Source organism: Rhodococcus sp. 05-2255-3B1, from assembly GCF_002258545.1.
Taxonomy (GTDB): Bacteria; Actinomycetota; Actinomycetes; order Mycobacteriales; family Mycobacteriaceae; genus Rhodococcoides.
This window is the reverse complement of sequence record NZ_NOZC01000036.1, coordinates 175165-195554: the sequence shown is the minus strand read 5'-3', so window position 1 is coordinate 195554 and position 20390 is coordinate 175165. Positions and strand designations below refer to the sequence as shown.

Below are 20390 nucleotides of genomic sequence, written 5' to 3'. Positions count from 1 at the left end.
GTCGGTCAGTCGGTAGGGTAAAGGTCCGTGCACTTTCGGCGGAACGTTCGGTTGCACTTGCACATCCACGACGGTGCACCTCGGATCGACCGGTGAGAGTGCAGTAGATCTGTTTTCTCGATACACGGAGGAGGTCGGCGACTATGGCACAGGAGCAGACACGGCGCTCTGGCGGCGGCGACGACGATGAGGTTCCCGGCGACACCGGAGCCGGTGGTCAGGAACGACGCGAGAAGCTGGCCGAGGAGACCGACGACCTTCTCGACGAGATCGACGACGTGCTCGAGGAAAACGCCGAGGACTTCGTCCGCGCCTACGTTCAGAAGGGCGGCCAGTGACGGTGGATCGTTCGGACCCACGGTCGGCAGGCGACGGAACGGCGATCCCATTCGGGACGAGCAGCTCGTCGTTCTCCGATTATCTTCGTCGGCACGCCCCTCATCTGTTGCCCGAGAGCGGTATCGCGGCGGATCTGGCGACCAACACTGCGAACGGCGGCTCGGACAAGTCCGGGATCGCTCCACACGGAACGACGATCGTTGCACTGACCTACGCAGGCGGTGTTCTGATCGCGGGTGACCGGCGAGCCACGCAGGGCAATCTGATCGCCAACCGCGACATGCAGAAGGTCTACGTCACCGACGACTACTCCGCCGCGGGTATCGCCGGAACCGCGGGCATCGCGATCGAGCTGGTTCGGCTCTTCGCCGTCGAACTCGAGCACTACGAGAAGATCGAAGGCGTGCCGCTCACGTTCAACGGCAAGGCGAACAAGCTGTCGTCGATGGTGCGAAGCAACCTCGGTGCCGCGATGCAAGGGCTCGCCGCCGTCCCGTTGCTGGTCGGATTCGACATCGACATCTCGGACCCGGATCGAGCCGGACGCATCGTCTCCTACGACGTGGTCGGCGGGCGATACGAGGAGCGTTCGGGTTACCACGCCGTGGGATCGGGATCGTTGTTCGCCAAGTCCGCGCTCAAGAAGCTCTATCGCCCCGGAATGACCGAGGAGGAGGCGATTCGTGCAGCGGTGGAGTCGCTGTACGACGCCGCCGACGACGACTCGGCCACAGGCGGTCCTGACGTCACCCGCGGGATCTACCCGACGGCAGTTGCCATCACCAGTGTTGGGGCGGACGACGTTGCACACGAGAGGATTTCGGCTGCAGCTCGGTCGGTTCTCGCGGAGCGGACGGAGAGTGCAGCGCATTCCGGTGGTGCCGAGCACCACACTCGGGCTGGCCAGCAAGTGAGCGAAGGGGGTAGCGCACCATGACGATGCCGTACTACGCATCTGCCGAACAGATCATGCGCGATCGTTCGGAGTTGGCGCGCAAGGGAATCGGCCGCGGCCGCAGCGTCATCGTGCTGACGTATGCGGACGGGGTCCTCTTCGTCGCCGAGAACCGTTCGACCGCGTTGCACAAGGTGAGCGAACTCTACGACCGGATCGGCTTCGCGGCCGTGGGCAAGTACAACGAGTTCGAGAACCTGCGCAAGGCCGGTATCCAGCACGCCGATATCAAGGGCTACACCTACGATCGGCGCGACGTGACCGGCCGTTCGCTTGCCAAGACGTACGCGCAAGCACTCGGCACGATCTTCACCGAGCAGCTCAAGCCGTACGAGGTCGAGATCTGTGTCGCGGAGGTGTCGCACCAGGACGAGCCGATCGCCACGCAGCTCTACCGCATCACCTACGACGGATCCATCGTCGACGAGCAGGATTTCGTCGTCATGGGCGGGACGACCGAGCCGATCGTGGCCGCACTGAAGGACACCTATCGCGCCGGGCTGGACCTGGCAGACGCGGTACGTGTGGCCGTCGACGCACTCACGGCAGGCCCGACTGCGCCGCCCGCGGCGGGCGGCGAGCCGGAGAAGAAGGTTCTCGAGGTGTCGGCGCTCGAGGTCGCGGTGCTGGACCAGGCGCGGCCGCGACGAGCGTTCAGACGCATTGCCGGGGCTGCGCTGGAGGACATGTTGCCGGCGCCGACTGCAGCGGTCGAGACGGCACCCGACACCGAAGGTGCACCGCCGTCCTGACCGATGGTCCCGACACTCGTTCGGCCTCGCGCGCTATCGCTTTCGGTAGAGCGCGAGGCCGTTCTTGTCACTGGTGAACTCGAACCTTCGTCCGTCGCCCACCACTTCGCCGTCGGCCGCGAGGGCAACGGGGGCACCCTCCACCTCGACGGTCAACTCCTTCACCGCTCGACGGACGTAGGCGGGCGAGGACCCGAGGGTGCCGGTCAACGTTGCCCACAGCAGTCTGGTTCTGGACGCTTTCGGCTCGGACGGAAGAAACCGGACATCGAGGGTGCCGGTGTGAATACTGCTGCGAGACATGGGTACTTGGTCGGCCGGTACATAATTGCCGTTGCCGACGAAGAGCATCCAGACCGACTGCTCGGTGCCGTCGAGTCCGATGTTCAGTGGTTCCGCAGCCGCCAGGACCCGCGTCATCGCGATGGCGGCCGCGGGCCATTTGCCGATTCGGCGTTGCAACTTCTGACGTAGCCGAACCGAGTCGGGGTAGCCACCGAACGTTGCGGTGTTGACGAACGACACACTGCGGCCGTCGACGGACACCTCGGCGATGTCGACCAGTTCGGCGGTGCCCGCTTCCACGGCGGCAGCGGTGTCCTGCACGACGGTCAATCCGGTGTCGCGCGCGAAATGATTGAGAGTGCCACCCGGAAATGCTGCGAGCGGTAATCCGTTGCGCACCGCGGATGCGGCGACGCTGACCACGGTTCCGTCACCACCGCAGACACCGAGGGCACGTGGGGACGTGCTCCGAATGCGCTGCTCCAGTTGCTCGTTGAAGTCCTGATCGGGATTCGGCACGAACAGATCGGCATCGGGAAGTGCTCGACGGATCGCATCGGGCACCGCGTCCGAATCGGTGCCCGACCCCGGATTGACGAGTACCAGTAGCCCCCGGCCGCCCGGCAGTGGCTCGACCTGGACCGGGGAGCCGAGATCGGCAGGCTTTTCCGATCGCACGGCCCACCATCGACGAGTGGACAACGCGATGGCCGAGCCGAGAGCGGCGCCGGCGATGACGTCCGTCGGCCAGTGCACGCCCACGTGGACCCTCGAGTAACACACCGCGGCCGCAACGGGTGCCAGCAGCAAGCCTGCGACGGGGGATTCGATCGCCACCGCTGTGACGAACGCAGCCGCGGACGCCGAGTGGCCGGAGGGAAACGACGACGACACCGGCGGAGCCAGAACCTGACGCAGGACGGGAACGGACTCGGAATCGGGACGAGTCCGCGGGAACAGCGGTTTGAGCAGCCCGTTCGCCACGGAGCTCGCACCGGCCAGCGCCACCAGCCCCCGGACGCCGCCGCGTCGGGCCGGGCCACCTGCGGCCACGAGAAGCGCAGCCGCCCCGAGCCACAGACGACCGTGATCGGCGGCGTTGCTCAGGGCACGCAGTCCACCGTCCGCTCTGCTCTGCCGCAGGGCGGCGCTTCGTGCCACCAGGGACAGATCCCACGCGTGGACGGCCGTCGAGATCGGGGTGCGCGTGGATGTCATGACGCCCAGCCTAGGCACGTGCGACGGCATCCTCACGGACGGACGACATCGGGGCGCTCCGACACATCGATCCGCGGGTTGCGTTGTAGTGTCGAAGTGTGCAGCGACGAATTATGGGCATCGAGACAGAGTTCGGTGTCACATGTACTTTCCACGGACATCGACGGCTGAGTCCGGACGAAGTGGCTCGCTATCTGTTCCGCCGAGTCGTTTCGTGGGGTCGCAGCTCAAATGTGTTTCTTCGCAACGGAGCCCGCCTGTACCTCGACGTGGGCTCGCATCCCGAGTACGCCACCGCCGAGTGCGACAGTCTGTTGCAGCTGGTGACCCACGACCGCGCAGGCGAGCGGGTACTGGAAGACCTGCTGATCGACGCCGAGCAGCGCCTGGCCGAAGAGGGTATCGGCGGCGATATCTATCTGTTCAAGAACAACACCGACTCGGCGGGTAACTCCTACGGCTGCCACGAGAACTTCCTCGTCCAACGCGCCGGCGAGTTCTCCCGAATCTCGGACGTTCTGCTGCCGTTCCTGGTCACGCGTCAGTTGATCTGTGGCGCTGGCAAGGTGCTCCAGACGCCCAAGGCTGCGACGTTCTGCCTGTCGCAGCGCGCCGAGCACATCTGGGAAGGCGTCTCCTCGGCCACCACTCGTTCGCGGCCGATCATCAACACGCGCGACGAGCCGCACGCCGACGCCGAGAAGTACCGCCGACTGCACGTCATCGTGGGCGACTCGAACATGGCCGAGACCTCGACGATGCTCAAGGTCGGTACGGCAGCCCTCGTTCTCGAGATGATCGAGGCGGGCGTGTCCTTCCGAGATTTCGCGCTGGACAATCCGATTCGCGCAATCCGCGAGGTCAGTCACGATCTCACCGGACGTCGCCCCGTTCGACTCGCCGGGGGACGACAGGCCAGCGCCCTCGATATCCAGCGCGAGTACTACTCGCGAGCCGTCGAGCATCTCAAGACGCGCGAGCCGAACACTCAGGTGGAGCAGGTCGTCGACCTGTGGGGACGAACGCTCGACGCCATCGAGACACAGGATTTCGCGAAGGTGGACACCGAGATCGACTGGGTCATCAAACGCAAACTGTTCCAGCGTTACCAGGACCGTTACTCGATGGAGCTGTCCGATCCCAAGATCGCTCAGCTGGACCTGGCCTACCACGACATCAAGCGCGGCCGCGGAGTGTTCGATCTGCTGCAGCGCAAGGGTCTGGCCAAGCGAGTCACCGAGGACGAGCAGATCGACGAGGCCGTCGATCTGCCGCCGCAGACCACCAGGGCCAAGCTGCGCGGAGAATTCATCACGGCCGCTCAGGAAGCGGGTCGCGACTTCACCGTCGACTGGGTACACCTGAAGTTGAACGACCAGGCTCAGCGAACCGTGCTCTGCAAAGACCCGTTCCGATCGGTCGACGAGCGAGTGGAACGGTTGATCGCGTCGATGTAGTGCCGGACGCAGTCGGGTCGTTACCGCTGCGTCCACCGGTGAGCAACTAGGCTCGACTGTCGTGGCCACCACCAAAGTCGAACGCCTGATGAATCTGGTCATCTGTCTGCTGTCGACACGTCAGTTCCTGACCGCGGAGTGGATCCGCGAGAGCGTTGCCGGATACGACGACTCCACCAGCCACGAAGCGTTCAGCAGAATGTTCGAGCGAGACAAGAACGAACTGCGTGACCTCGGTGTCCCGTTGGAAACCGGTACCGCCACCAGGTTCGGCGGCGTCGAGGGCTATCGCATCAACCGCGATGCCTACGAACTTCCCGACATCGACCTCACCAGCGAGGAATCGGCCGCCGTCGCAGTAGCGGTCAAACTGTGGGAATCGCCGGAGCTCACCTCGGCGGCACAGAGTGCGTTGCTCAAACTCCGCGCCGCCGGAATTCAGGTCGACCAGAACGAGTCCGCCGCAGCGGTGACCGCGGTTCCCGCCCGTACCCGAGGCTCCGAACCCGCCCTGGGTGCCCTGCTGGCCGCGATCGACGACGGAAAGTCGGTACGGTTCCAACACCGCCCGTCGTTGACCGAGCCGTTCACCACCCGAACCGTCGAGCCGTGGGGCGTCGTGACGTTTCGCGGCCGCTGGTATCTGGTGGGGCACGACGTGGACCGCGACGACACCCGCACGTTTCGCCTGTCCCGAATCGGCGACGAGGTCAAGTCGTTCGGCACCCCGCAGAGCGTCCGCAAGCCCGACGGTGTCGATCTGCAGGAGATCGTCCGCCGAGTGGCGGGCACGTCCTCGGTATCGGGCACGGCCCGAGTGTGGCTGCAGGACGGAAGGGCGCTGGAATTGCGCAGAATGGGAACGGTGGTGGGCGTGCAGAGTCTCGGCACCCGAAGCGGCACGGTCGTCGAGGTGCCCGTGCGGTCCTGGGATTGGGTCTCGCGGTTGATCGCCGGTCACGGCGCGGATGCGGTGGTTCTCGAACCCGCGGAATTGCGCGCCGACGTGATCTCGACCCTGCAGACAGCGGCCGACGTGGAGAACCAGCGATGAGCGCGCGACTGTCGGTTCGGCTGGCCAGGTTGCTCAACATGGTGCCGTTCTTCATGGCCAATCCCGGCTTGAGTGCCGAGGAGGCCGCGCGTGAGCTGGGGGTGTCGACGGCGACTTTGATGGCCGATCTCAATCAACTCTGGATGTGTGGTCTGCCCGGTTACGGTCCGGGTGATCTCATCGATCTGTCGTTCTCCGAGGAGAGCATCGACGTCACGTTCTCGGCCGGAATCGATCGACCGCTGCGCCTGACGTCGACCGAGGCGACGGCCCTGTTGGTTGCGCTTCGATCCCTGACGTCCATGCCCGGAATGGTCGACCCGTCCGCCGCTCAGCGCGCTATCGCGAAGATCGAGACCGCAGCGGGCTCGGCTGCGGCCAACGTGCCGCTCTCGTCGGATCACGACAGCGCAGGTGCCGAGGAGGGACCGGTCTCGAGTACCGTTCGTTCTGCGCTGCGTCACCGGCATGCCCTTCAGCTGACCTACTACTCCGCATCGCGGGATGTCGTCACCGAACGGACCGTGGACCCGATCAGGACGGTCGTCGTCGACGACAACAGTTACGTCCAGGCGTGGTGCCGAAGCGCCGAGGGAGTGCGGCTGTTCCGATTCGACCGCATCGACTCGGCAACCGAACTCGACGAACCCGCCGCGCCTCCGGAATCGGTGCAGGACGAGGACGCCTTCGAGATCTTCAACGACGATCCCTCGCTTTCGCAGGCCCGGCTGAAGGTGTCGCCGGCCTTCACCTGGATTCTGGACTACTACCCGATGACGCAGGTCGCCGCGGATGCCGACGGTTCCATCGTGGTCACGATGAGGTTCGCGACGCTGCAGTGGATGACTCGATTGACCTTGGGCTTCGGCGGCGGCGTCACGGTACTGGCACCTGAATCCTTGGTGAACTCCGTCCGCGATCGTGCCCGCTCGGCCCTGGATGCGTATGCCGAGCTCGATGCCACCAGCGCGGACGGCACCGTCCCCACGTGAACACGGGGCAAACCGACACCCGCTGCTGCCGGAGGCGATGCCCGCGGTCGGGTACGCTCGATTCATCTGATCTGTAGGAGGTTCGCATGGGATTCACCAGTCCTTGGCACTGGGCCATCGTTGCGGTGGTCGTCATCATTCTGTTCGGTTCCAAGAAGCTGCCCGAGGCTGCTCGCGGACTCGGCCGGTCGTTGCGCATCTTCAAGAGCGAGGTGAAGGAGATGCAGAACGACGGCAAGTCCGACGCCGACACCGCGACGGCGCAGCAGCCGACCGCTCCCGCTCAGCTGCCTTCGCCTGCGCCTGTCGTGCAGCCGAACACCGAGACCCAGCACGACGCGAAGTCTGCCTGAGCGCACGGCCGCTCAGCACACCTTCGGTGCCAGGTGGCACCGAAGGTTCACTGCTGTCGGTGACGGCTCCGCGCCGTCGTCCGACCGAAGAAGGCTGACCGTAGAACACCATGCGCATTCCGTTCGATCCGCGGCGTAGCAAGCGCCGAGTCAATCCCGACGGCACGATGTCGTTGGTCGATCACCTGTACGAGCTGCGAACCCGGCTCCTGTGGTCGTTGGTCGCCGTCGCGCTGACGACTGCTTTCGGGTTCTTCTGGTACTCGCACACCATCTTCGGCGTCGAGAGCCTCGGCGACCTCCTACGAGGTCCTTACTGCACGCTCGATCCGAGCCTCCGCGCGAATCTGAGCAACGACGACCAGTGTCGTCTGCTCGCGACCGGGCCGTTCGATCAGTTCCTGTTGCGATTCAAGGTCGCGTTCACCGCCGGTGTCGTCCTGGCCTGTCCCATCTGGCTGTATCAGATCTGGGCGTTCATCACCCCGGGTCTGTACGCGAACGAACGTCGATACGCGGTCTCGTTCGTGACCGGAGCCGCGGCGCTGTTCGTCACCGGAGCCGTCCTGGCCTACTTCGTGGTGGCCAAGGGCCTGCACTTCCTGCTCTCGATCGGTGACAACGTCCAGATCACCGCGCTCAGCGGTGACCAGTACTTCGGATTCCTGATCAACCTCCTCATCATCTTCGGCGTCAGCTTCGAGATTCCGTTGCTGGTCGTCGCCCTGAATTTCGTCGGCGTACTCACCTACGAGCGACTCAAGGCGTGGCGTCGAGGTCTCATCTTCGGGCTGTTCGTCTTCGCGGCCATCGCGACTCCGGGGCAGGACCCTTTCTCGATGCTGGCCTTGGCCTTGGCGTTGACGGTGCTCTTCGAGATGGCAGTGCAGATTGCGCGGATTCACGACAAGCGTAAGTTGCGCAAGAGAAGAGACGAATGGGGTGATGTGTCAGATGACGAAGCAACGCGCATCGACGGCGCAAGTTCGATCGAGTCACCGGATGCCGTCGCTCCGACACCGCCGTCCAGCGGCTTCGGTACCGCGACCCGAGTGCAGGCACAGTACGACGACACGATCTGACCGCGGCCGAACCGTCGGGTCGATCGCATGACCGAGCCGATCGTCGATACGGGGACGAGCCCCCGACCCACCCAGCTGCAACGCTTTTCGTCCGAACTCGGTTTCCCGCTCGATCGGTTCCAGGTGGACGCGTGTACGGCACTCGAGAACGGTCACGGCGTTCTGGTCTGCGCCCCCACCGGTGCAGGCAAGACCGTCATCGGCGAATTCGCGGTGCACCTGGCGCTCGCCGCCGGGCGCAAGTGCTTCTACACCACCCCGATCAAGGCGCTCAGCAACCAGAAGTTCGCCGAGCTGACCGCGCGGTACGGGCGTGACACGGTCGGGCTGCTGACCGGAGACTCGTCGATCAACCCCGATGCCCCCATCGTCATCATGACGACCGAAGTGCTGCGCAACATGCTCTACGCATCCTCGGACGCATTGCGAGGTCTCTCGCACGTCGTCATGGACGAGGTGCACTACCTCGCCGACCGTTTCCGAGGCGCGGTGTGGGAAGAGGTCATCCTGCACCTGTCCGACGACGTTCGACTGGTCAGCCTCTCGGCCACGGTGAGCAACGCCGAGGAGTTCGGTGCCTGGATGAGCACGGTCCGCGGAGACACCTCGGTCGTGGTCGACGAGAACCGCCCAGTACCCCTGTCGCAGCACATCATGGTGGGTCGCCGATTGTTCGATCTGTTCGACACGCGAGCCCAGTCGGCGGACGGCAGTCAGAAGATCGTCGTCGATCGGGAACTCGTACGACACGTCAAACAACGTCAGTCCCTCGACTCGATGGACCGCTGGCATGCACCACACAGCAGAGGCCGAGGCGGTCGGGCAGGCGGCGGAGGTCGCGGTGGCGGTCACGGCAGCGGAGCGAACAACCGCCCACTGGCCCGACCCGATGTGATCGCCAAACTCGACGAAGAAGGTCTGCTCCCGGCGATCACATTCATCTTCAGCCGCGCAGGCTGTGACGGCGCGCTGACCCAGTGCATGCGTTCGCGGCTGGTGCTGACCACGCCCGAGCAGGCCGAGGAGATTCGGTACATCGTCGAGAAGCACACCTCGGAGCTGCCACGCGAGGACCTGGAGGTCCTGGGCTTCTGGGAGTGGCGCGACGCGCTCGAGCGTGGATTCGCCGCTCACCACGCCGGGATGTTGCCGGTCTTTCGGCATACCGTCGAGGAGTTGTTCGTCAAGGGCCTGGTCCGGGCGGTCTTCGCCACCGAGACGTTGGCTCTCGGGATCAACATGCCTGCTCGAACCGTCGTGCTCGAGAAGCTGGTCAAGTTCAACGGTGAGACACACGCCGAGTTGACGCCGGGGGAGTACACCCAGCTGACCGGCCGGGCCGGACGGCGCGGTATCGATGTCGAGGGGCATGCCGTCGTGCTGTGGCAGCCCGGTACGGAGCCGACCGAGGTCGCCGGTCTGGCGTCGACCCGCACTTTCCCGCTGCGCAGTTCGTTCGCGCCGGCATACAACATGTCGATCAACCTGATCGAACAGTTCGGTGCGGCCGATTCGCGTCTGTTGCTCGAACGGTCCTTCGCCCAGTTCCAGGCCGACCGGTCCGTCGTCGGGATGGTGCGCGGCATCGAGAAGAACATGCAGACGTTGGAGGCGCTCGGGGCACGCCTCGGCGGCCCCGACGGCGAGTATTTCGAGTATGCGCGGCTGCGTGAGCGGCTCAAGGATCGTGAGAAGACCCTCGAACGCCAGAACAGGTCCGATCGACGGGACAAGGCAGTCGATTCACTCCGTGCCTTGCGGCGCGGCGACGTGATCTCGGTGCCGACCGGTCGCCGCAGCGGTCTCGCGGTGGTCCTGGAGGCGGATGACGACCGGGCCGATCCGCGGCCGCTCGTACTGACCGAGGACAAATGGGCCGGGCGGCTTTCGGCCGCGGACTTCCCCTCGCCTGCAACGTCTTTGGGCACCATGCGCCTTCCGCGCTTCGTCGATCATCGCACCGCCAAGACCCGGCGCGATCTCGCGGCCGCCCTGGTCACACGCGGAATCTCGCAGCCGTCGGACCGAGTCCGCCGCAAATCGACCGCAGCGGACGACAAGGAACTGGCCACGCTTCGGAGAGCCATTCGATCGCATCCGGTGCACGCGCGCCCCGATCGCGACGAGCTCGGCCGCACCGGTGAGCGCTACAACCGGCTGGCTCGGGAGACCGAAACGATGCGCCAGAAGGTATCGGCGACGACGAACTCCCTCGCCCGAACGTTCGACCGTATCCTGGCGTTGCTCGCCGACCGCGGGTACGTGACGGCAGGCAAGGATCCGAAGGTCACCGACGATGGCGCACGGCTGAGTCGGATCTATTCGGAGTCCGACCTCCTGGTCGCCGAATGCCTGCGCGGCGGCCTGTGGCAAGGCCTTTCTCCGGCAGAGTTGGCGGCGGTGGTCTCGGCGGTGGTCTACGAGTCCAGGTCGGAGGGCGATATCACTCCGCACGGTCCGACGGGTCCGATTCGACACGCGCTGACCGAGACGGTGCGGGTGTGGCACGAGTTGAGGTCCGACGAAGTTCGGCACAAGCTTCCGCCGACGAGAGAGCCCGACATGGGATTCGTGAAGGCGATCTACAAGTGGGCGTCGAACCATTCGTTGGTCGATGCTCTCGTCACCGCGGGCGACAACGGCAAAGCACTGTCGGGCGGAGACTTCGTGCGCTGGTGTCGGCAGGTGATCGACCTATTGGATCAGGTTCGGCTCGCGGCCCCGGAGCCGGAACTCTCGCGCACTGCGGCGCGGGCGATCGCGGCTCTGCGCCGCGGTGTGGTCGCCGTCGATGCCGCATGACAGGAGCGAATCGGACTGCCGGGTCGGTACAGCGGAGAGTCGTACGGGCGGGATACTGTACCCCCGACGAATCCGAATTTTCAGTGGAGGCGAGATGAGCGGCCCATACGGTCCGACCGATCCGGACAACAGCTGGTCGCGCAAGCCCGATCAGCAGGACGGTGCCGCGAACGACACGCCGGAGACGCAACCCGGCGGCCCCTCGGCCGATCAACCGACGCCGTCGGCGTGGGGTCAGTACGGACAGCCGCCGGCCACGCCGTACGGGCAGAGCCCGCAGCAGCCCGGCGGCCAGTACCCACAGGGCCAGTACCCACAGGGGCAGTATCCCCAGGGCCAGTACCCATCTGCCGGCTACCCGCAGGGTCAATACCCCCAGGCCCCGAACGCGCAGGGTGGCTACCCCCAGGGCACGAATCCGCAGGGCGGCTACCCCCAGGGCCAGAACCCCACCGGTCAGTATCCGGCCGGTCAGCAGTACGGCGCGCCCTATCCCGGTGCCGGCGTGCCTGCTTCGGGCGATGCGGCCTACCAGAACCCCTACGCACCACAGCAATTCGGTGGTGGGCAGTACGGACAAGGGCAGTACGGACAGCCGCCGCAGCAGCCCTGGAATCCCAACCAGCCGTATCCGAATCAGCAATACCCGAATCAGCAGGGGCCAGGGCGGGCCGGATCACAGTCCAAGAAGCCTCTGATCATCGCGGGTGCCGTCGTCGCCGTGGTCGCAGTGATCGCTGTGGTGTTGTTCTTCGCCTTCGGCCGCACGACCACCCTCGATACCGCGGCGGCCGAGGAGGGCATTCGCACGGTCGTCACCGAGTCCTACGGGGCGTCCGACGTCTCCGGTGTGTCCTGCCCCCAGAACATCGAGGTCAAGGCAAAGACCAGTGTCGATTGCACCCTGACGGTCGACGGTGCGTTCAAGACGGTGACGTTGACCTTCCTCGACGACGACGCCAACTACGAGGTCTCCCTACCCAAGTAGTCCCGCGTCGGTCGGCCGTTCAGGCTGTCGAGGCCGTGGCCGCCATGGCAGCGACGAGGCGGGCCACGGCGTTCTCGATACCGAGGGTTTCGGCGAGTGTGTTCAGCGCGTCGAGATCGGCGGGCTCGGCCGGAATCTCGTCGGATTTCGACAGGACGACATCGGCGTCGGTGACAACTCGGACGACGGGAAGTGCGGCGTCCAGGTACTCACTCGCATTGGCCAGCTTCGCCCGGATGCCCTTGGCCATGTCCGATGCCGGGTCGAGGGCCGCAGCGCGCAACGCAGCGACGGATTCGTAGTTCAGCATCAACGTCGATGCCGTCTTCTCACCGATCCCTTTGACACCGGGCAGGCCGTCCGAGGCATCGCCGCGCAGCAGGGCGAGTTCCGCGTACGCCGCACCCGCTCGATGAAGCGGAACACCGTAGCGCTCGGAAACCAGTGCGGGATCGAACAATTCGGCCTTGGCCAAACCGCGTCCCACGTACAGAACGCGCACCTCGTTCGGTTCGTCCGCGGCGACCTGAAGTAGATCCCTGTCCCCGCTGACCACGACCACCGGGTCCTGACGCTCGCGTGCTGCCAGGGTTCCCAGCACGTCGTCGGCTTCGAGACCGTCTGCGCCTGCGGTCGCGATCCCTAATGCGGCGAGCACATCCATGATCATGTTCACCTGTGGTGTCAGTGTCTCCGGAACTTCCTCGCTCTCGGCGACCTCCGGGGCAGCGTCGGCAACACGATGCGCCTTGTAGGACGGCACGAGGTCGACGCGGAACTGTGGGCGCCAGTCGAGATCGAGGCACACAGCGAGTCGGCTGGGTTCGGTGCGCGCAATCAACGCCGAGATCATGTCGAGGAAGCCGCGAACGGCATTGACGGGTCGCCCGTCGGGGGCCGTAATCGACTCGGGCAGTGCGTAGTAGGCCCTGAACCACAGGCTCGCACCGTCGAGGAGCAGCAACGGAGACTTTCCGGGGGCGGTCATGGGGCTCATCTTGCCGTACGGCATTAGCCTGAAGGTATGAGTGTCGATTCTTCGGTCAGTTCCTCACGTTTCTCCAGCGATGTCTACGCGTCCAGACTCGCCCGCGCGGCTCGCCTGACGTCGGAAGCAGGCTTGGATGCCCTGTTGATCACCCCGGGTCCCGATCTGCAGTACCTGATCGGATCGAAGGCCAGCTCGTTCGAGCGTCTCATCGCTCTGGTCGTTCCGGCAGACGGCAGCACCCCGACGGTCGTGGTTCCGCGGCTCGAGCTCGCCGCACTGGGTGATTCCGCGGCGCAGGAGCTGTCTCTGACGCTCGTCGACTGGGTCGACGGTGTGGATCCGTACGCACTGGTGGCAGCGGCAGTTCCCGGCGGAACGAGAACAGCCGTCGCCGACGCCATGCCTGCCCTGCATTTCGTGCCGTTGGCGGGTGTCTTCGGCACGGTCCCGGTGCTGGCCACCGACGTGCTTCGCGAACTTCGAATGGTCAAGGATGCGGCTGAGATCGACGCGTTGCGCCGCGCCGGGTACGCCATCGACCGCGTGCACGCCCGGATGGGCGAGTGGCTTCGAGTAGGCCGCACGGAAGCGGAGATCGCCTCGGACATCGCGGCCGCGATCGTCGAAGAAGGCCACACAGCACCGGAATTCATCATCGTCGGGTCCGGGCCTCACGGTGCCGACCCGCACCACGAGGTCTCCGATCGAGTCGTCGAGGCAGGCGACATCGTGGTGATCGACATCGGGGGACCCGTTGCACCGGGATACAACTCCGACTCGACCCGCACCTACAGTCTCGGCGAGCCCTCGGCAGAGATCGCCGAGCAGTACGCGGTACTCGAGCGGGCCCAGCAGGCAGCTGTCGATGCGGTGGTGCCCGGCGTCACGGCGCAGTCCATCGATACGGCAGCCCGCGACGTGCTGGTCGACGCCGGTCTGGGCGAGGCGTTCCTGCACCGGACCGGGCACGGGATCGGCCTGTCGGTGCACGAGGAGCCGTACATCGTTGCCGGCAACGACATCACGCTGACCGAAGGAATGGCGTTCAGCATCGAGCCGGGAATCTACTTCCGCGGACAGTGGGGTGCGCGCATCGAGGACATCGTCGTCGTCACCGCGGACGGGTGCGAGTCGGTCAACCTGCGGCCGCACGGCCTGGCCGTCCTGCCGGCGTGACGAATCGAGGCGAGCCCGAGTTCGTCTCGATCGTTCGATCCAATCCTGCTGTCGCCGAGATACTTCGACGTGCACCAGAACTGAAGCTTCCCGGGTGGTACCTGACGGCGGGTGGCCTGTTCCAGACGGTCTGGAACCACCTGGCCGGTAGGGACCTTCGTGCGGGTATCCGGGACTACGACTTCTTCTACTTCGACGACTCCGATCTGTCCTACGAATCGGAGAACGAGGTGATCGAGCGCGCGGCATCGGTGTTCGCCGACCTCGGTGTGGACGTCGAAGTACGCAACGAGGCGCGGGTACACCTGTGGTACGAGCAGCATTTCGGCACTGCGATCGCACCGTACCGAAGCACCGAGGATGCGATCGATCACTTCGTCTCCACGACGTGCTGCTTCGGCATCACCACCGACCAGGGCGGTACGGACGTCGTGTACGCACCGCACGGATTCGAGGATCTCTTCGCGGGAATCGTGCGGCCGAACCCGCGGTTGCCGATGCGGCACGTGTACGAGGCCAAGGCTGCCCGGTGGACGACCGAATGGCCGAACCTGACCGTGCTTCCCTGGCGGTGAAAGCAGACGGGACGGCCGCTACCGGTCGAGCAGCGAACGGCTACCCAGTACCCGCTGGACCTGTATCTCGATGACGACTCGGGTGGGGTTCTCCCTGGGTACGCGGTAGCGCTGCGCATAGCGGTTCTCCGCATCGACGACCGATTCACGATCGTTTCGGACCGACGCGGGGCCCTCCAACGTCAGCCAGCGGGCGCCGTCGATCTGGGTGACGGCGGCGTAGGCGCCACGGCCGGCGTTGATCGCCTTCTGCGATACGTCGTTGGTGATGACCCGAGCGCAGCGGGATTCGGCATCGTAGGTGAACCCGACGGCGACCACGTGCGGGGTTCCGTCGGGTCGCAGTGTCGTCAGAGTGGCCAGATGCCGCTCGGCAAGGAACTCGAATGCGTCGTCGGCGAGGGCAGTCGCGTCTGCGGGAATGGCGGCCATGCCCCGACTGTAGTGAATGCGATTTCATCGGCAAGACTGGTCGGCGTGAGCAGACGAGCAGAACCCGCGGCCGGAACGCTGTTGCTGTTGGGTGGGCGCAGCGAGATCGGACTGGAGGTCGCTACCCGACTCGCCTCCGGCCGAACCGTCGTACTGGCAGCTCGGCGCAGCAGCGACCTCGATGCCCAGCAACGACGAGTGCAGCAGGCAGGCGCGGACGCCGTTCACACCGTCGAGTTCGACGCGAACGCGATGGACACCCACGCCGAGCTCGTGAGCCGGATTGCCGAGCGATACGGTCCGATCGGGATCGTGGTGTTGGCGTTCGGCATCCTCGGGGATCAAGCGCGCGCCGAGAACGACGCTCAGCACGCTCTCGAGGTCATCACCACCGACTTCCTGGCTCAGGTTTCGGTGCTGACGCATGCGGCGAAGTTGCTCCGAGCGCAGGGGAGCGGCGACCTGGTCGTGTTCTCGTCGGTGGCGGGAGTTCGAGTGCGGCGCGCCAACTACGTGTACGGGTCGGCAAAGGCCGGTCTCGACGGGTTCGCCGGTGGACTGAGCGATTCCCTGCACGGTAGCGGGGTGCATCTCCTACTCGTTCGTCCGGGATTCGTCATCGGTTCCATGACCGAGGGGATGACACCCGCGCCCATGTCCAGTACACCGGATCAGGTCGCCGACGGCGTGGTCACCGCGCTGGGCAAGCGTCGGGCCACCGTGTGGATCCCCGGCACTCTGCGACCGGTGTTCTTCGGCATGCGTCTACTGCCGCAATGGCTCTGGCGCAGGATGCCGCGCTGATGGTGGCACCGGTGCCCAACCCGATCGTGGTCGTCGGAATCGGTGCGGATGGCTGGGACGGACTGTCTGTCGGTTCCCGCACGGCGATCGAGCACGCCGATGTGGTGTTCGGCTCGGCCCGCCAGATCGCGGAGGTGCGAGAGCACTGCACCGAGACCAGGACGTGGCCCAGTCCGTTGGTGCCGAATCTACGGCCGATGCTCGACGCCTGCGCAGGTGCTCGCGTCTGCGTGCTGGCCAGCGGGGATCCGATGTTCCATGGCATCGGGGTCACGCTGGTGCGGGAGTTCGGTGCCGATCGCGTACGGGTCCACCCGGCACCGTCCTCGGTGTCACTGGCATGCGCGCGACTGGGCTGGGCACTACAGGACACCTCGACGGTGTCCCTGGTGAACACCCCGGCCGAGACGGTGTTACCCGAGTTGGCCGACGGTCGCCGGATACTGGTGTTGAGCCGGGGCAGCAGTACGCCGGGCGAGATCGCGGCTGTGCTGTGCGCCAACGGCTTCGGATCGAGTGAACTGACCGTCCTCGAGCAGCTCGGCGGACCGGCCGAGCGGGTCGTCGGCGGAATCGCCCGAGAGTCGACGTTCGAGGGCGTCGATCCACTCAATGTCGTTGCACTGCTGTGTGTCCGAGATCCCGACGCGCCCCGCCACACCCGCAATCCCGGCCTCGCCGACTCTGCGTACACCGGAGACGGCCAGATGACCAAGCGGGAGGTTCGAGCACTCACTCTCAGCGCGTTGGCACCGGCACCCGGAGAGTTGCTGTGGGACATCGGAGGCGGCTCGGGAACCATTGCCATCGAATGGATGCGGACCGACCGATCCTGTCGCGCAGTGACGTTCGAGAGCTCGCAGGCACGCCGTGAGCAGATCGAGACCAATGCAATGCGCCTGGGAGTTCCGGGGCTCGTGGTGCACGGCGATGCCCCGGGGAGCTTCGCTGCGGTCTCCGACTCGGATTCGGTGCCGGATGCGGTGTTCATCGGTGGCGGGTTGACCGGGGCCGACATGCTCGAGACGTGCTGGAACGCGGTGCGCGCCGGCGGACGACTGGTCGCCAATTCGGTGACCGCAGAATCGGATTCGTTGTTGCTGACCGCGGCGGCGAAGTACGGCGGAGAGCTCCGCAGGTTCCAGATCTATCGCGGTGAACCGTTGGGCGCGTTCACGACGTGGAGACCGCAGCTGCCGGTCACGCAATGGTGTGCGACAAAACAATGGACTGCGACCGAACGGTGAGAGTCCTGATTCTCGGTGGTACGACGGAGTCGCGGGCACTCGCGGTCGCTCTGGGCGCGGTGCAGGGGATCGAGACGATCACCTCGTTGGCCGGACGGGTTGCCGAGCCGATTCTGCCCGTCGGACGGACGCGAATCGGTGGCTTCGGTGGTCCGGACGCCCTTGCAGTGTGGCTGCGAGACAACGCAATCGACGTGGTGGTGGACGCGACACATCCGTTCGCCTCCACCATCGGTGCACACGCCGAGCAGGCCACGCGGGAAGCGTTGGTCGCGCTGCTGGTTCTGACTCGGCCACCGTGGACCGCGGGAGAGGGTGATCGATGGACCTCGGTAGCCTCACTGCCCGGCGCGGCGTCGGCGATCACCCCCGGAAGCAGGGTGTTCCTCACGACCGGCAGGCAGGGTGTTCATCATTTCGCGAGTGTCGATCACTCGTGGTTTCTGGTCCGAGCGATCGACCCTCCGACCGGCCCGGTCCCGCCGCACATGACACTGCACCTGAGCCGTGGGCCGTTCGACGTCGACCACGAGGCGATGATGCTCGCGGACAACCGAATCGACCTGTTGATCACCAAGAACAGCGGCGGCGACATGACGCGGGCCAAGCTCGATGCTGCCCGAGCGGCATCGATTCCGGTGATCGTGGTCGACCGTCCTGCGCGCACCGGTTCGGCGCCGACGGTGTTCGACATCGCGGCCGCCGTGGACTGGCTGACGAATCGATTACGCTCCACCCTCTGACGGGTACCGGCGGGAGGTGAACACTTTCGGTCCGCTTCCCGTCTCGACCACCGTCGTCATCGACGATCCGATGATGAGCAGGCATCGCATGTCGATCGACTCCGGGTCGAGTTCGCCGAGAGTGACGGTGCGAACGGATTCCTGCGCGCTGCCAACTGCGCGTCCGATGACCACGGGGGTCTGCGACGAACGGTGTTCGAGCAGAATGTCTTTCATCGCCGCAACCTGCCACGTTCGTGATTTCGAGGCCGGGTTGTAGATTGCGATCGCCATGTCGGCTCCGGCTACCGCCGAGAGCCGTGCTGCGACGACGTCCCAGGGTTTGAGGCGGTCGGAGAGGGAGACGACGGCGTAGTCGTGGCCGAGCGGTGCGCCCACTCGACTGGCGACGGCGTTGGCGGCCGTCATTCCGGGCACCACCCGTACCGGTACCGAGTTCCACTGCTGCTCGGCTGCCACTTCGATCACGGCGGTGGCCATCGCGAACACCCCCGGATCGCCGGAGGAGACCACGGCCACTCGGCGACCCTGTTTGGCGAGATCGAGTGCGAAGGCGGCGCGTTCGGATTCGACCTTGTTGTCACTGGCGTGTCGAACCTGTCCGGGTCTCGGAGGTACCCGATCGATGTAGGTGACGTAGCCCACGAGATCGGTGGCGGCGGCCAGTTCGGCGCGCACCTCGTCGGTCGTCCATGCGTCGTCGCCTGGACCGAGGCCGACGACGACCACTTCTCCGGTGCCGGTGCGCGTTTCGGCTCGGTTGGACGGGCTCGGCACGACGATCATCGAGAAGTAGGGCACGTTGTCGGCGTCTGCGGCGTCGAGTACTCGCTGCTGGGGCGTGCTGGCGCGTTCGACGTAGCGCGCCTCACCCAACCGGCCGGAACGCTCCAGTGCCTTGAGCACCGTGGGGTAGGTCCGGCCCAGCTTCATGATCACGGCCGCGTCGGTGCCGCGCAGTCGGCGCGTGAGTTCGTCCGCGGGCAGCGTGCCGGGAAGCACGGTGAACACTTCGTCTCGCTCCACGAGCGGAGTTGCCAGCGCGGCCGAGGCCGCACTGACCGACGTCACGCCGGGCACGACCTCGACCTCGAAGCGGTCGGCCAATCGCTTGTGCATGTGCATGTAGGAGCTGTAGAACAGCGGATCGCCCTCGGCGAGAAGCACTACGGAGCGTCCCGCATCGAGATGGGCCGCCAGCCGTGCGGCAGCGGATTCGTAGAACTCGTCGATCGCACCCTGATATCCACCGGGATGCGCCGTGGTCTCGGTGGTCACCGGATAGACCAGATGTTCCTCGAGCTGCCCGTCCCGCATGTACCCGGCCGCCAGTCCGCGGGAGATGCTGCGACCGTGCTGCGCACTGTGGAAAGCGACCACATCGGCCTCGGCGATCACACGAGCGGCCTTGACCGTCAACAACTCCGGATCGCCGGGACCGACGCCGACACCCCACAGTTTTCCAGTAGTGGTCATTCCTGCTCGCTCGCGATGGCATTGACGGCCGCGACGGTGATCGGACTGCCACCCCGTCTGCCTCGAACGACCAGATACTCGACGCCGAGGTCCGCGGCGATCAGGTCCTCCTTCGACTCGGCCGCCCCGATGAATCCGACCGGGCCGCCGACGATGGCCGCCGGCTTCGGCGCTCCGGCCGCGAGCATCTCCATCAGGTGGAAGAGCGCAGTCGGTGCATTGCCGATCGCGACGACGGCACCGTCGAGCTTGTCGCCCCACAACTCCAGCGCCGCAGCGGTTCTCGTGGTGCCCATCCGCTTCGCCAGCTCCGGCACCCGCGAATCGGACAAGGTGCACAGCACCTCGTTGTCGGACGGAAGACGACGACGGGTGATACCGGCGGCAACCATGTTGGCGTCGCACAGAATCGGCGCGCCCGAGTTCAGTGCCGCGCGAGCGGAGGCCACGACCGCGGGGGTGTAGCCGATGGTCTCGGTCAGATCGATCTCTCCGACCGCGTGAATCATGCGCACGACGACCTGTGCCACGTCCGGTGCGAACCGAGACAGATCTGCTTCGGCTCGGATCGTCGCGAACGATTGCCGATAGATCTCCGCGCCGTCGCGGACGTAGTCGTGCATGCGTTTCACGATAGGGGAGAGGGACCCCTCAGCAGAAAACCGGTCG

The 20390-nt window shown here is 65.7% G+C and carries 20 protein-coding genes; 15 read left to right on the top strand and 5 right to left on the bottom strand.

Annotated features, from left to right (window positions below; genetic code table 11):
• Window positions 1-143: 143 nt before the first annotated feature.
• Genes CH249_RS21725 through prcA form a run of 3 tightly spaced genes read left to right on the top strand, consistent with a single transcriptional unit; the run spans window position 144 to window position 2046 of the window.
• Window positions 144-338, top strand: a complete 195-nt coding sequence (locus tag CH249_RS21725) for a ubiquitin-like protein Pup (protein WP_008716348.1) — start codon at window positions 144-146, stop codon at window positions 336-338.
• Entirely contained in the window at window positions 335-1276 is a 942-nt protein-coding gene (prcB, locus tag CH249_RS21720) for a proteasome subunit beta (RefSeq protein ID WP_032398071.1), read from the top strand. Before CH249_RS21725 ends, prcB begins: the two co-directional genes overlap by 4 nt.
• Complete coding sequence (gene prcA, locus CH249_RS21715; RefSeq protein ID WP_032398072.1) at window positions 1273-2046, top strand: proteasome subunit alpha; 774 nt, start codon at window positions 1273-1275, stop codon at window positions 2044-2046. Before prcB ends, prcA begins: the two co-directional genes overlap by 4 nt.
• Before the next feature lie 33 nt (window positions 2047-2079).
• Here the strand turns inward: prcA and CH249_RS21710 are convergent, their stop codons facing one another.
• Entirely contained in the window at window positions 2080-3549 is a 1470-nt protein-coding gene (locus CH249_RS21710) for a bifunctional phosphatase PAP2/diacylglycerol kinase family protein (protein WP_094682777.1), read from the bottom strand.
• A 98-nt stretch (window positions 3550-3647) separates the two neighbouring features.
• Between CH249_RS21710 and pafA the strand changes: the two genes are divergently transcribed.
• The 7 genes from pafA to CH249_RS21675 all read left to right on the top strand — a co-directional run bounded on the left by pafA (window position 3648) and on the right by CH249_RS21675 (window position 12277).
• Window positions 3648-5006 (top strand): Pup--protein ligase, encoded by a 1359-nt coding sequence (pafA, locus tag CH249_RS21705; protein WP_176459280.1) that lies wholly within the window; start codon window positions 3648-3650, stop codon window positions 5004-5006.
• Between the two features lie 61 nt (window positions 5007-5067).
• The gene (locus CH249_RS21700) at window positions 5068-6060 is read left to right on the top strand and encodes a YafY family protein (protein ID WP_032398075.1); all 993 of its coding nucleotides are present in this window, start codon (window positions 5068-5070) and stop codon (window positions 6058-6060) included.
• Window positions 6057-7052, top strand: coding sequence for a YafY family protein (locus tag CH249_RS21695; RefSeq protein ID WP_032398076.1), 996 nt, complete (start codon window positions 6057-6059; stop codon window positions 7050-7052). Before CH249_RS21700 ends, CH249_RS21695 begins: the two co-directional genes overlap by 4 nt.
• A gap of 86 nt (window positions 7053-7138) precedes the next feature.
• Window positions 7139-7405 (top strand): Sec-independent protein translocase subunit TatA, encoded by a 267-nt coding sequence (gene tatA, locus CH249_RS21690; protein ID WP_032398077.1) that lies wholly within the window; start codon window positions 7139-7141, stop codon window positions 7403-7405.
• 110 nt (window positions 7406-7515) lie between these two features.
• Window positions 7516-8487: a twin-arginine translocase subunit TatC gene (gene tatC / locus CH249_RS21685; RefSeq protein ID WP_032398078.1), complete on the top strand. Its 972-nt coding sequence runs from the start codon at window positions 7516-7518 to the stop codon at window positions 8485-8487.
• Window positions 8488-8514: 27 nt separating this feature from the next.
• Window positions 8515-11289 (top strand): RNA helicase, encoded by a 2775-nt coding sequence (locus tag CH249_RS21680; protein ID WP_045195196.1) that lies wholly within the window; start codon window positions 8515-8517, stop codon window positions 11287-11289.
• Window positions 11290-11383: 94 nt separating this feature from the next.
• Window positions 11384-12277 carry a DUF4333 domain-containing protein gene (locus CH249_RS21675; protein WP_094682776.1) on the top strand — a complete coding sequence of 298 codons (894 nt, stop codon included), beginning with the start codon at window positions 11384-11386 and terminating at the stop codon, window positions 12275-12277.
• A gap of 19 nt (window positions 12278-12296) precedes the next feature.
• Here CH249_RS21675 and CH249_RS21670 read toward each other — a convergent pair whose 3' ends face one another.
• A complete protein-coding gene (locus CH249_RS21670) occupies window positions 12297-13274 on the bottom strand; it encodes a 5'-3' exonuclease (protein WP_094630090.1) in 978 nt (325 codons plus the stop codon).
• A gap of 27 nt (window positions 13275-13301) precedes the next feature.
• On the opposite strand from CH249_RS21670, the gene CH249_RS21665 reads away from it, so the two are divergent.
• Window positions 13302-14444, top strand: a complete 1143-nt coding sequence (locus tag CH249_RS21665) for a Xaa-Pro peptidase family protein (protein WP_094647908.1) — start codon at window positions 13302-13304, stop codon at window positions 14442-14444.
• Window positions 14441-15019 (top strand): nucleotidyltransferase family protein, encoded by a 579-nt coding sequence (locus tag CH249_RS21660; protein ID WP_032398474.1) that lies wholly within the window; start codon window positions 14441-14443, stop codon window positions 15017-15019. The genes CH249_RS21665 and CH249_RS21660 overlap by 4 nt, the downstream gene beginning before the upstream one ends.
• An 18-nt stretch (window positions 15020-15037) precedes the next feature.
• Here the strand turns inward: CH249_RS21660 and CH249_RS21655 are convergent, their stop codons facing one another.
• Window positions 15038-15451 carry a TIGR03618 family F420-dependent PPOX class oxidoreductase gene (locus CH249_RS21655; RefSeq protein ID WP_045195190.1) on the bottom strand — a complete coding sequence of 138 codons (414 nt, stop codon included), beginning with the start codon at window positions 15449-15451 and terminating at the stop codon, window positions 15038-15040.
• Between the two features lie 45 nt (window positions 15452-15496).
• On the opposite strand from CH249_RS21655, the gene CH249_RS21650 reads away from it, so the two are divergent.
• Genes CH249_RS21650 through CH249_RS21640 form a run of 3 tightly spaced genes read left to right on the top strand, consistent with a single transcriptional unit; the run spans window position 15497 to window position 18245 of the window.
• A complete protein-coding gene (locus CH249_RS21650; RefSeq protein WP_256981231.1) occupies window positions 15497-16255 on the top strand; it encodes an SDR family NAD(P)-dependent oxidoreductase in 759 nt (252 codons plus the stop codon).
• Window positions 16228-17502 (top strand): precorrin-6y C5,15-methyltransferase (decarboxylating) subunit CbiE, encoded by a 1275-nt coding sequence (cbiE, locus tag CH249_RS21645; RefSeq protein WP_256981230.1) that lies wholly within the window; start codon window positions 16228-16230, stop codon window positions 17500-17502. The genes CH249_RS21650 and cbiE overlap by 28 nt, the downstream gene beginning before the upstream one ends.
• Entirely contained in the window at window positions 17481-18245 is a 765-nt protein-coding gene (locus CH249_RS21640) for a cobalt-precorrin-6A reductase (protein ID WP_094647906.1), read from the top strand. Before cbiE ends, CH249_RS21640 begins: the two co-directional genes overlap by 22 nt.
• On the opposite strand, the gene cobJ is transcribed toward CH249_RS21640, so the two are convergent.
• Window positions 18228-19721, bottom strand: a complete 1494-nt coding sequence (cobJ, locus tag CH249_RS21635; protein WP_094682775.1) for a precorrin-3B C(17)-methyltransferase — start codon at window positions 19719-19721, stop codon at window positions 18228-18230. The genes CH249_RS21640 and cobJ overlap by 18 nt on opposite strands.
• The gene (locus CH249_RS21630) at window positions 19718-20344 is read right to left on the bottom strand and encodes a precorrin-8X methylmutase (protein WP_094647904.1); all 627 of its coding nucleotides are present in this window, start codon (window positions 20342-20344) and stop codon (window positions 19718-19720) included. Before CH249_RS21630 ends, cobJ begins: the two co-directional genes overlap by 4 nt.
• Between the last annotated feature and the right edge of the window lie 46 nt (window positions 20345-20390).

What these genes read in the sequence shown, in the direction of transcription:
- CH249_RS21680 (WP_045195196.1), top strand. Translation starts at nt 8,515, where the DNA reads ATGACCGAGCCGATCGTCGATACGGGGACGAGCCCCCGACCCACCCAG.
- CH249_RS21665 (WP_094647908.1), top strand. Translation starts at nt 13,302, where the DNA reads ATGAGTGTCGATTCTTCGGTCAGTTCCTCACGTTTCTCCAGCGATGTC.
- cobJ (WP_094682775.1), bottom strand. Translation starts at nt 19,721, where the DNA reads ATGACCACTACTGGAAAACTGTGGGGTGTCGGCGTCGGTCCCGGCGAT.
- prcA (WP_032398072.1), top strand. Translation starts at nt 1,273, where the DNA reads ATGACGATGCCGTACTACGCATCTGCCGAACAGATCATGCGCGATCGT.
- CH249_RS21710 (WP_094682777.1), bottom strand. Translation starts at nt 3,549, where the DNA reads ATGACATCCACGCGCACCCCGATCTCGACGGCCGTCCACGCGTGGGAT.
- tatA (WP_032398077.1), top strand. Translation starts at nt 7,139, where the DNA reads ATGGGATTCACCAGTCCTTGGCACTGGGCCATCGTTGCGGTGGTCGTC.
- CH249_RS21675 (WP_094682776.1), top strand. Translation starts at nt 11,384, where the DNA reads ATGAGCGGCCCATACGGTCCGACCGATCCGGACAACAGCTGGTCGCGC.
- CH249_RS21725 (WP_008716348.1), top strand. Translation starts at nt 144, where the DNA reads ATGGCACAGGAGCAGACACGGCGCTCTGGCGGCGGCGACGACGATGAG.
- CH249_RS21655 (WP_045195190.1), bottom strand. Translation starts at nt 15,451, where the DNA reads ATGGCCGCCATTCCCGCAGACGCGACTGCCCTCGCCGACGACGCATTC.
- tatC (WP_032398078.1), top strand. Translation starts at nt 7,516, where the DNA reads ATGCGCATTCCGTTCGATCCGCGGCGTAGCAAGCGCCGAGTCAATCCC.
- CH249_RS21640 (WP_094647906.1), top strand. Translation starts at nt 17,481, where the DNA reads ATGGACTGCGACCGAACGGTGAGAGTCCTGATTCTCGGTGGTACGACG.
- cbiE (WP_256981230.1), top strand. Translation starts at nt 16,228, where the DNA reads ATGGCTCTGGCGCAGGATGCCGCGCTGATGGTGGCACCGGTGCCCAAC.
- CH249_RS21670 (WP_094630090.1), bottom strand. Translation starts at nt 13,274, where the DNA reads ATGAGCCCCATGACCGCCCCCGGAAAGTCTCCGTTGCTGCTCCTCGAC.
- CH249_RS21695 (WP_032398076.1), top strand. Translation starts at nt 6,057, where the DNA reads ATGAGCGCGCGACTGTCGGTTCGGCTGGCCAGGTTGCTCAACATGGTG.
- CH249_RS21630 (WP_094647904.1), bottom strand. Translation starts at nt 20,344, where the DNA reads ATGCACGACTACGTCCGCGACGGCGCGGAGATCTATCGGCAATCGTTC.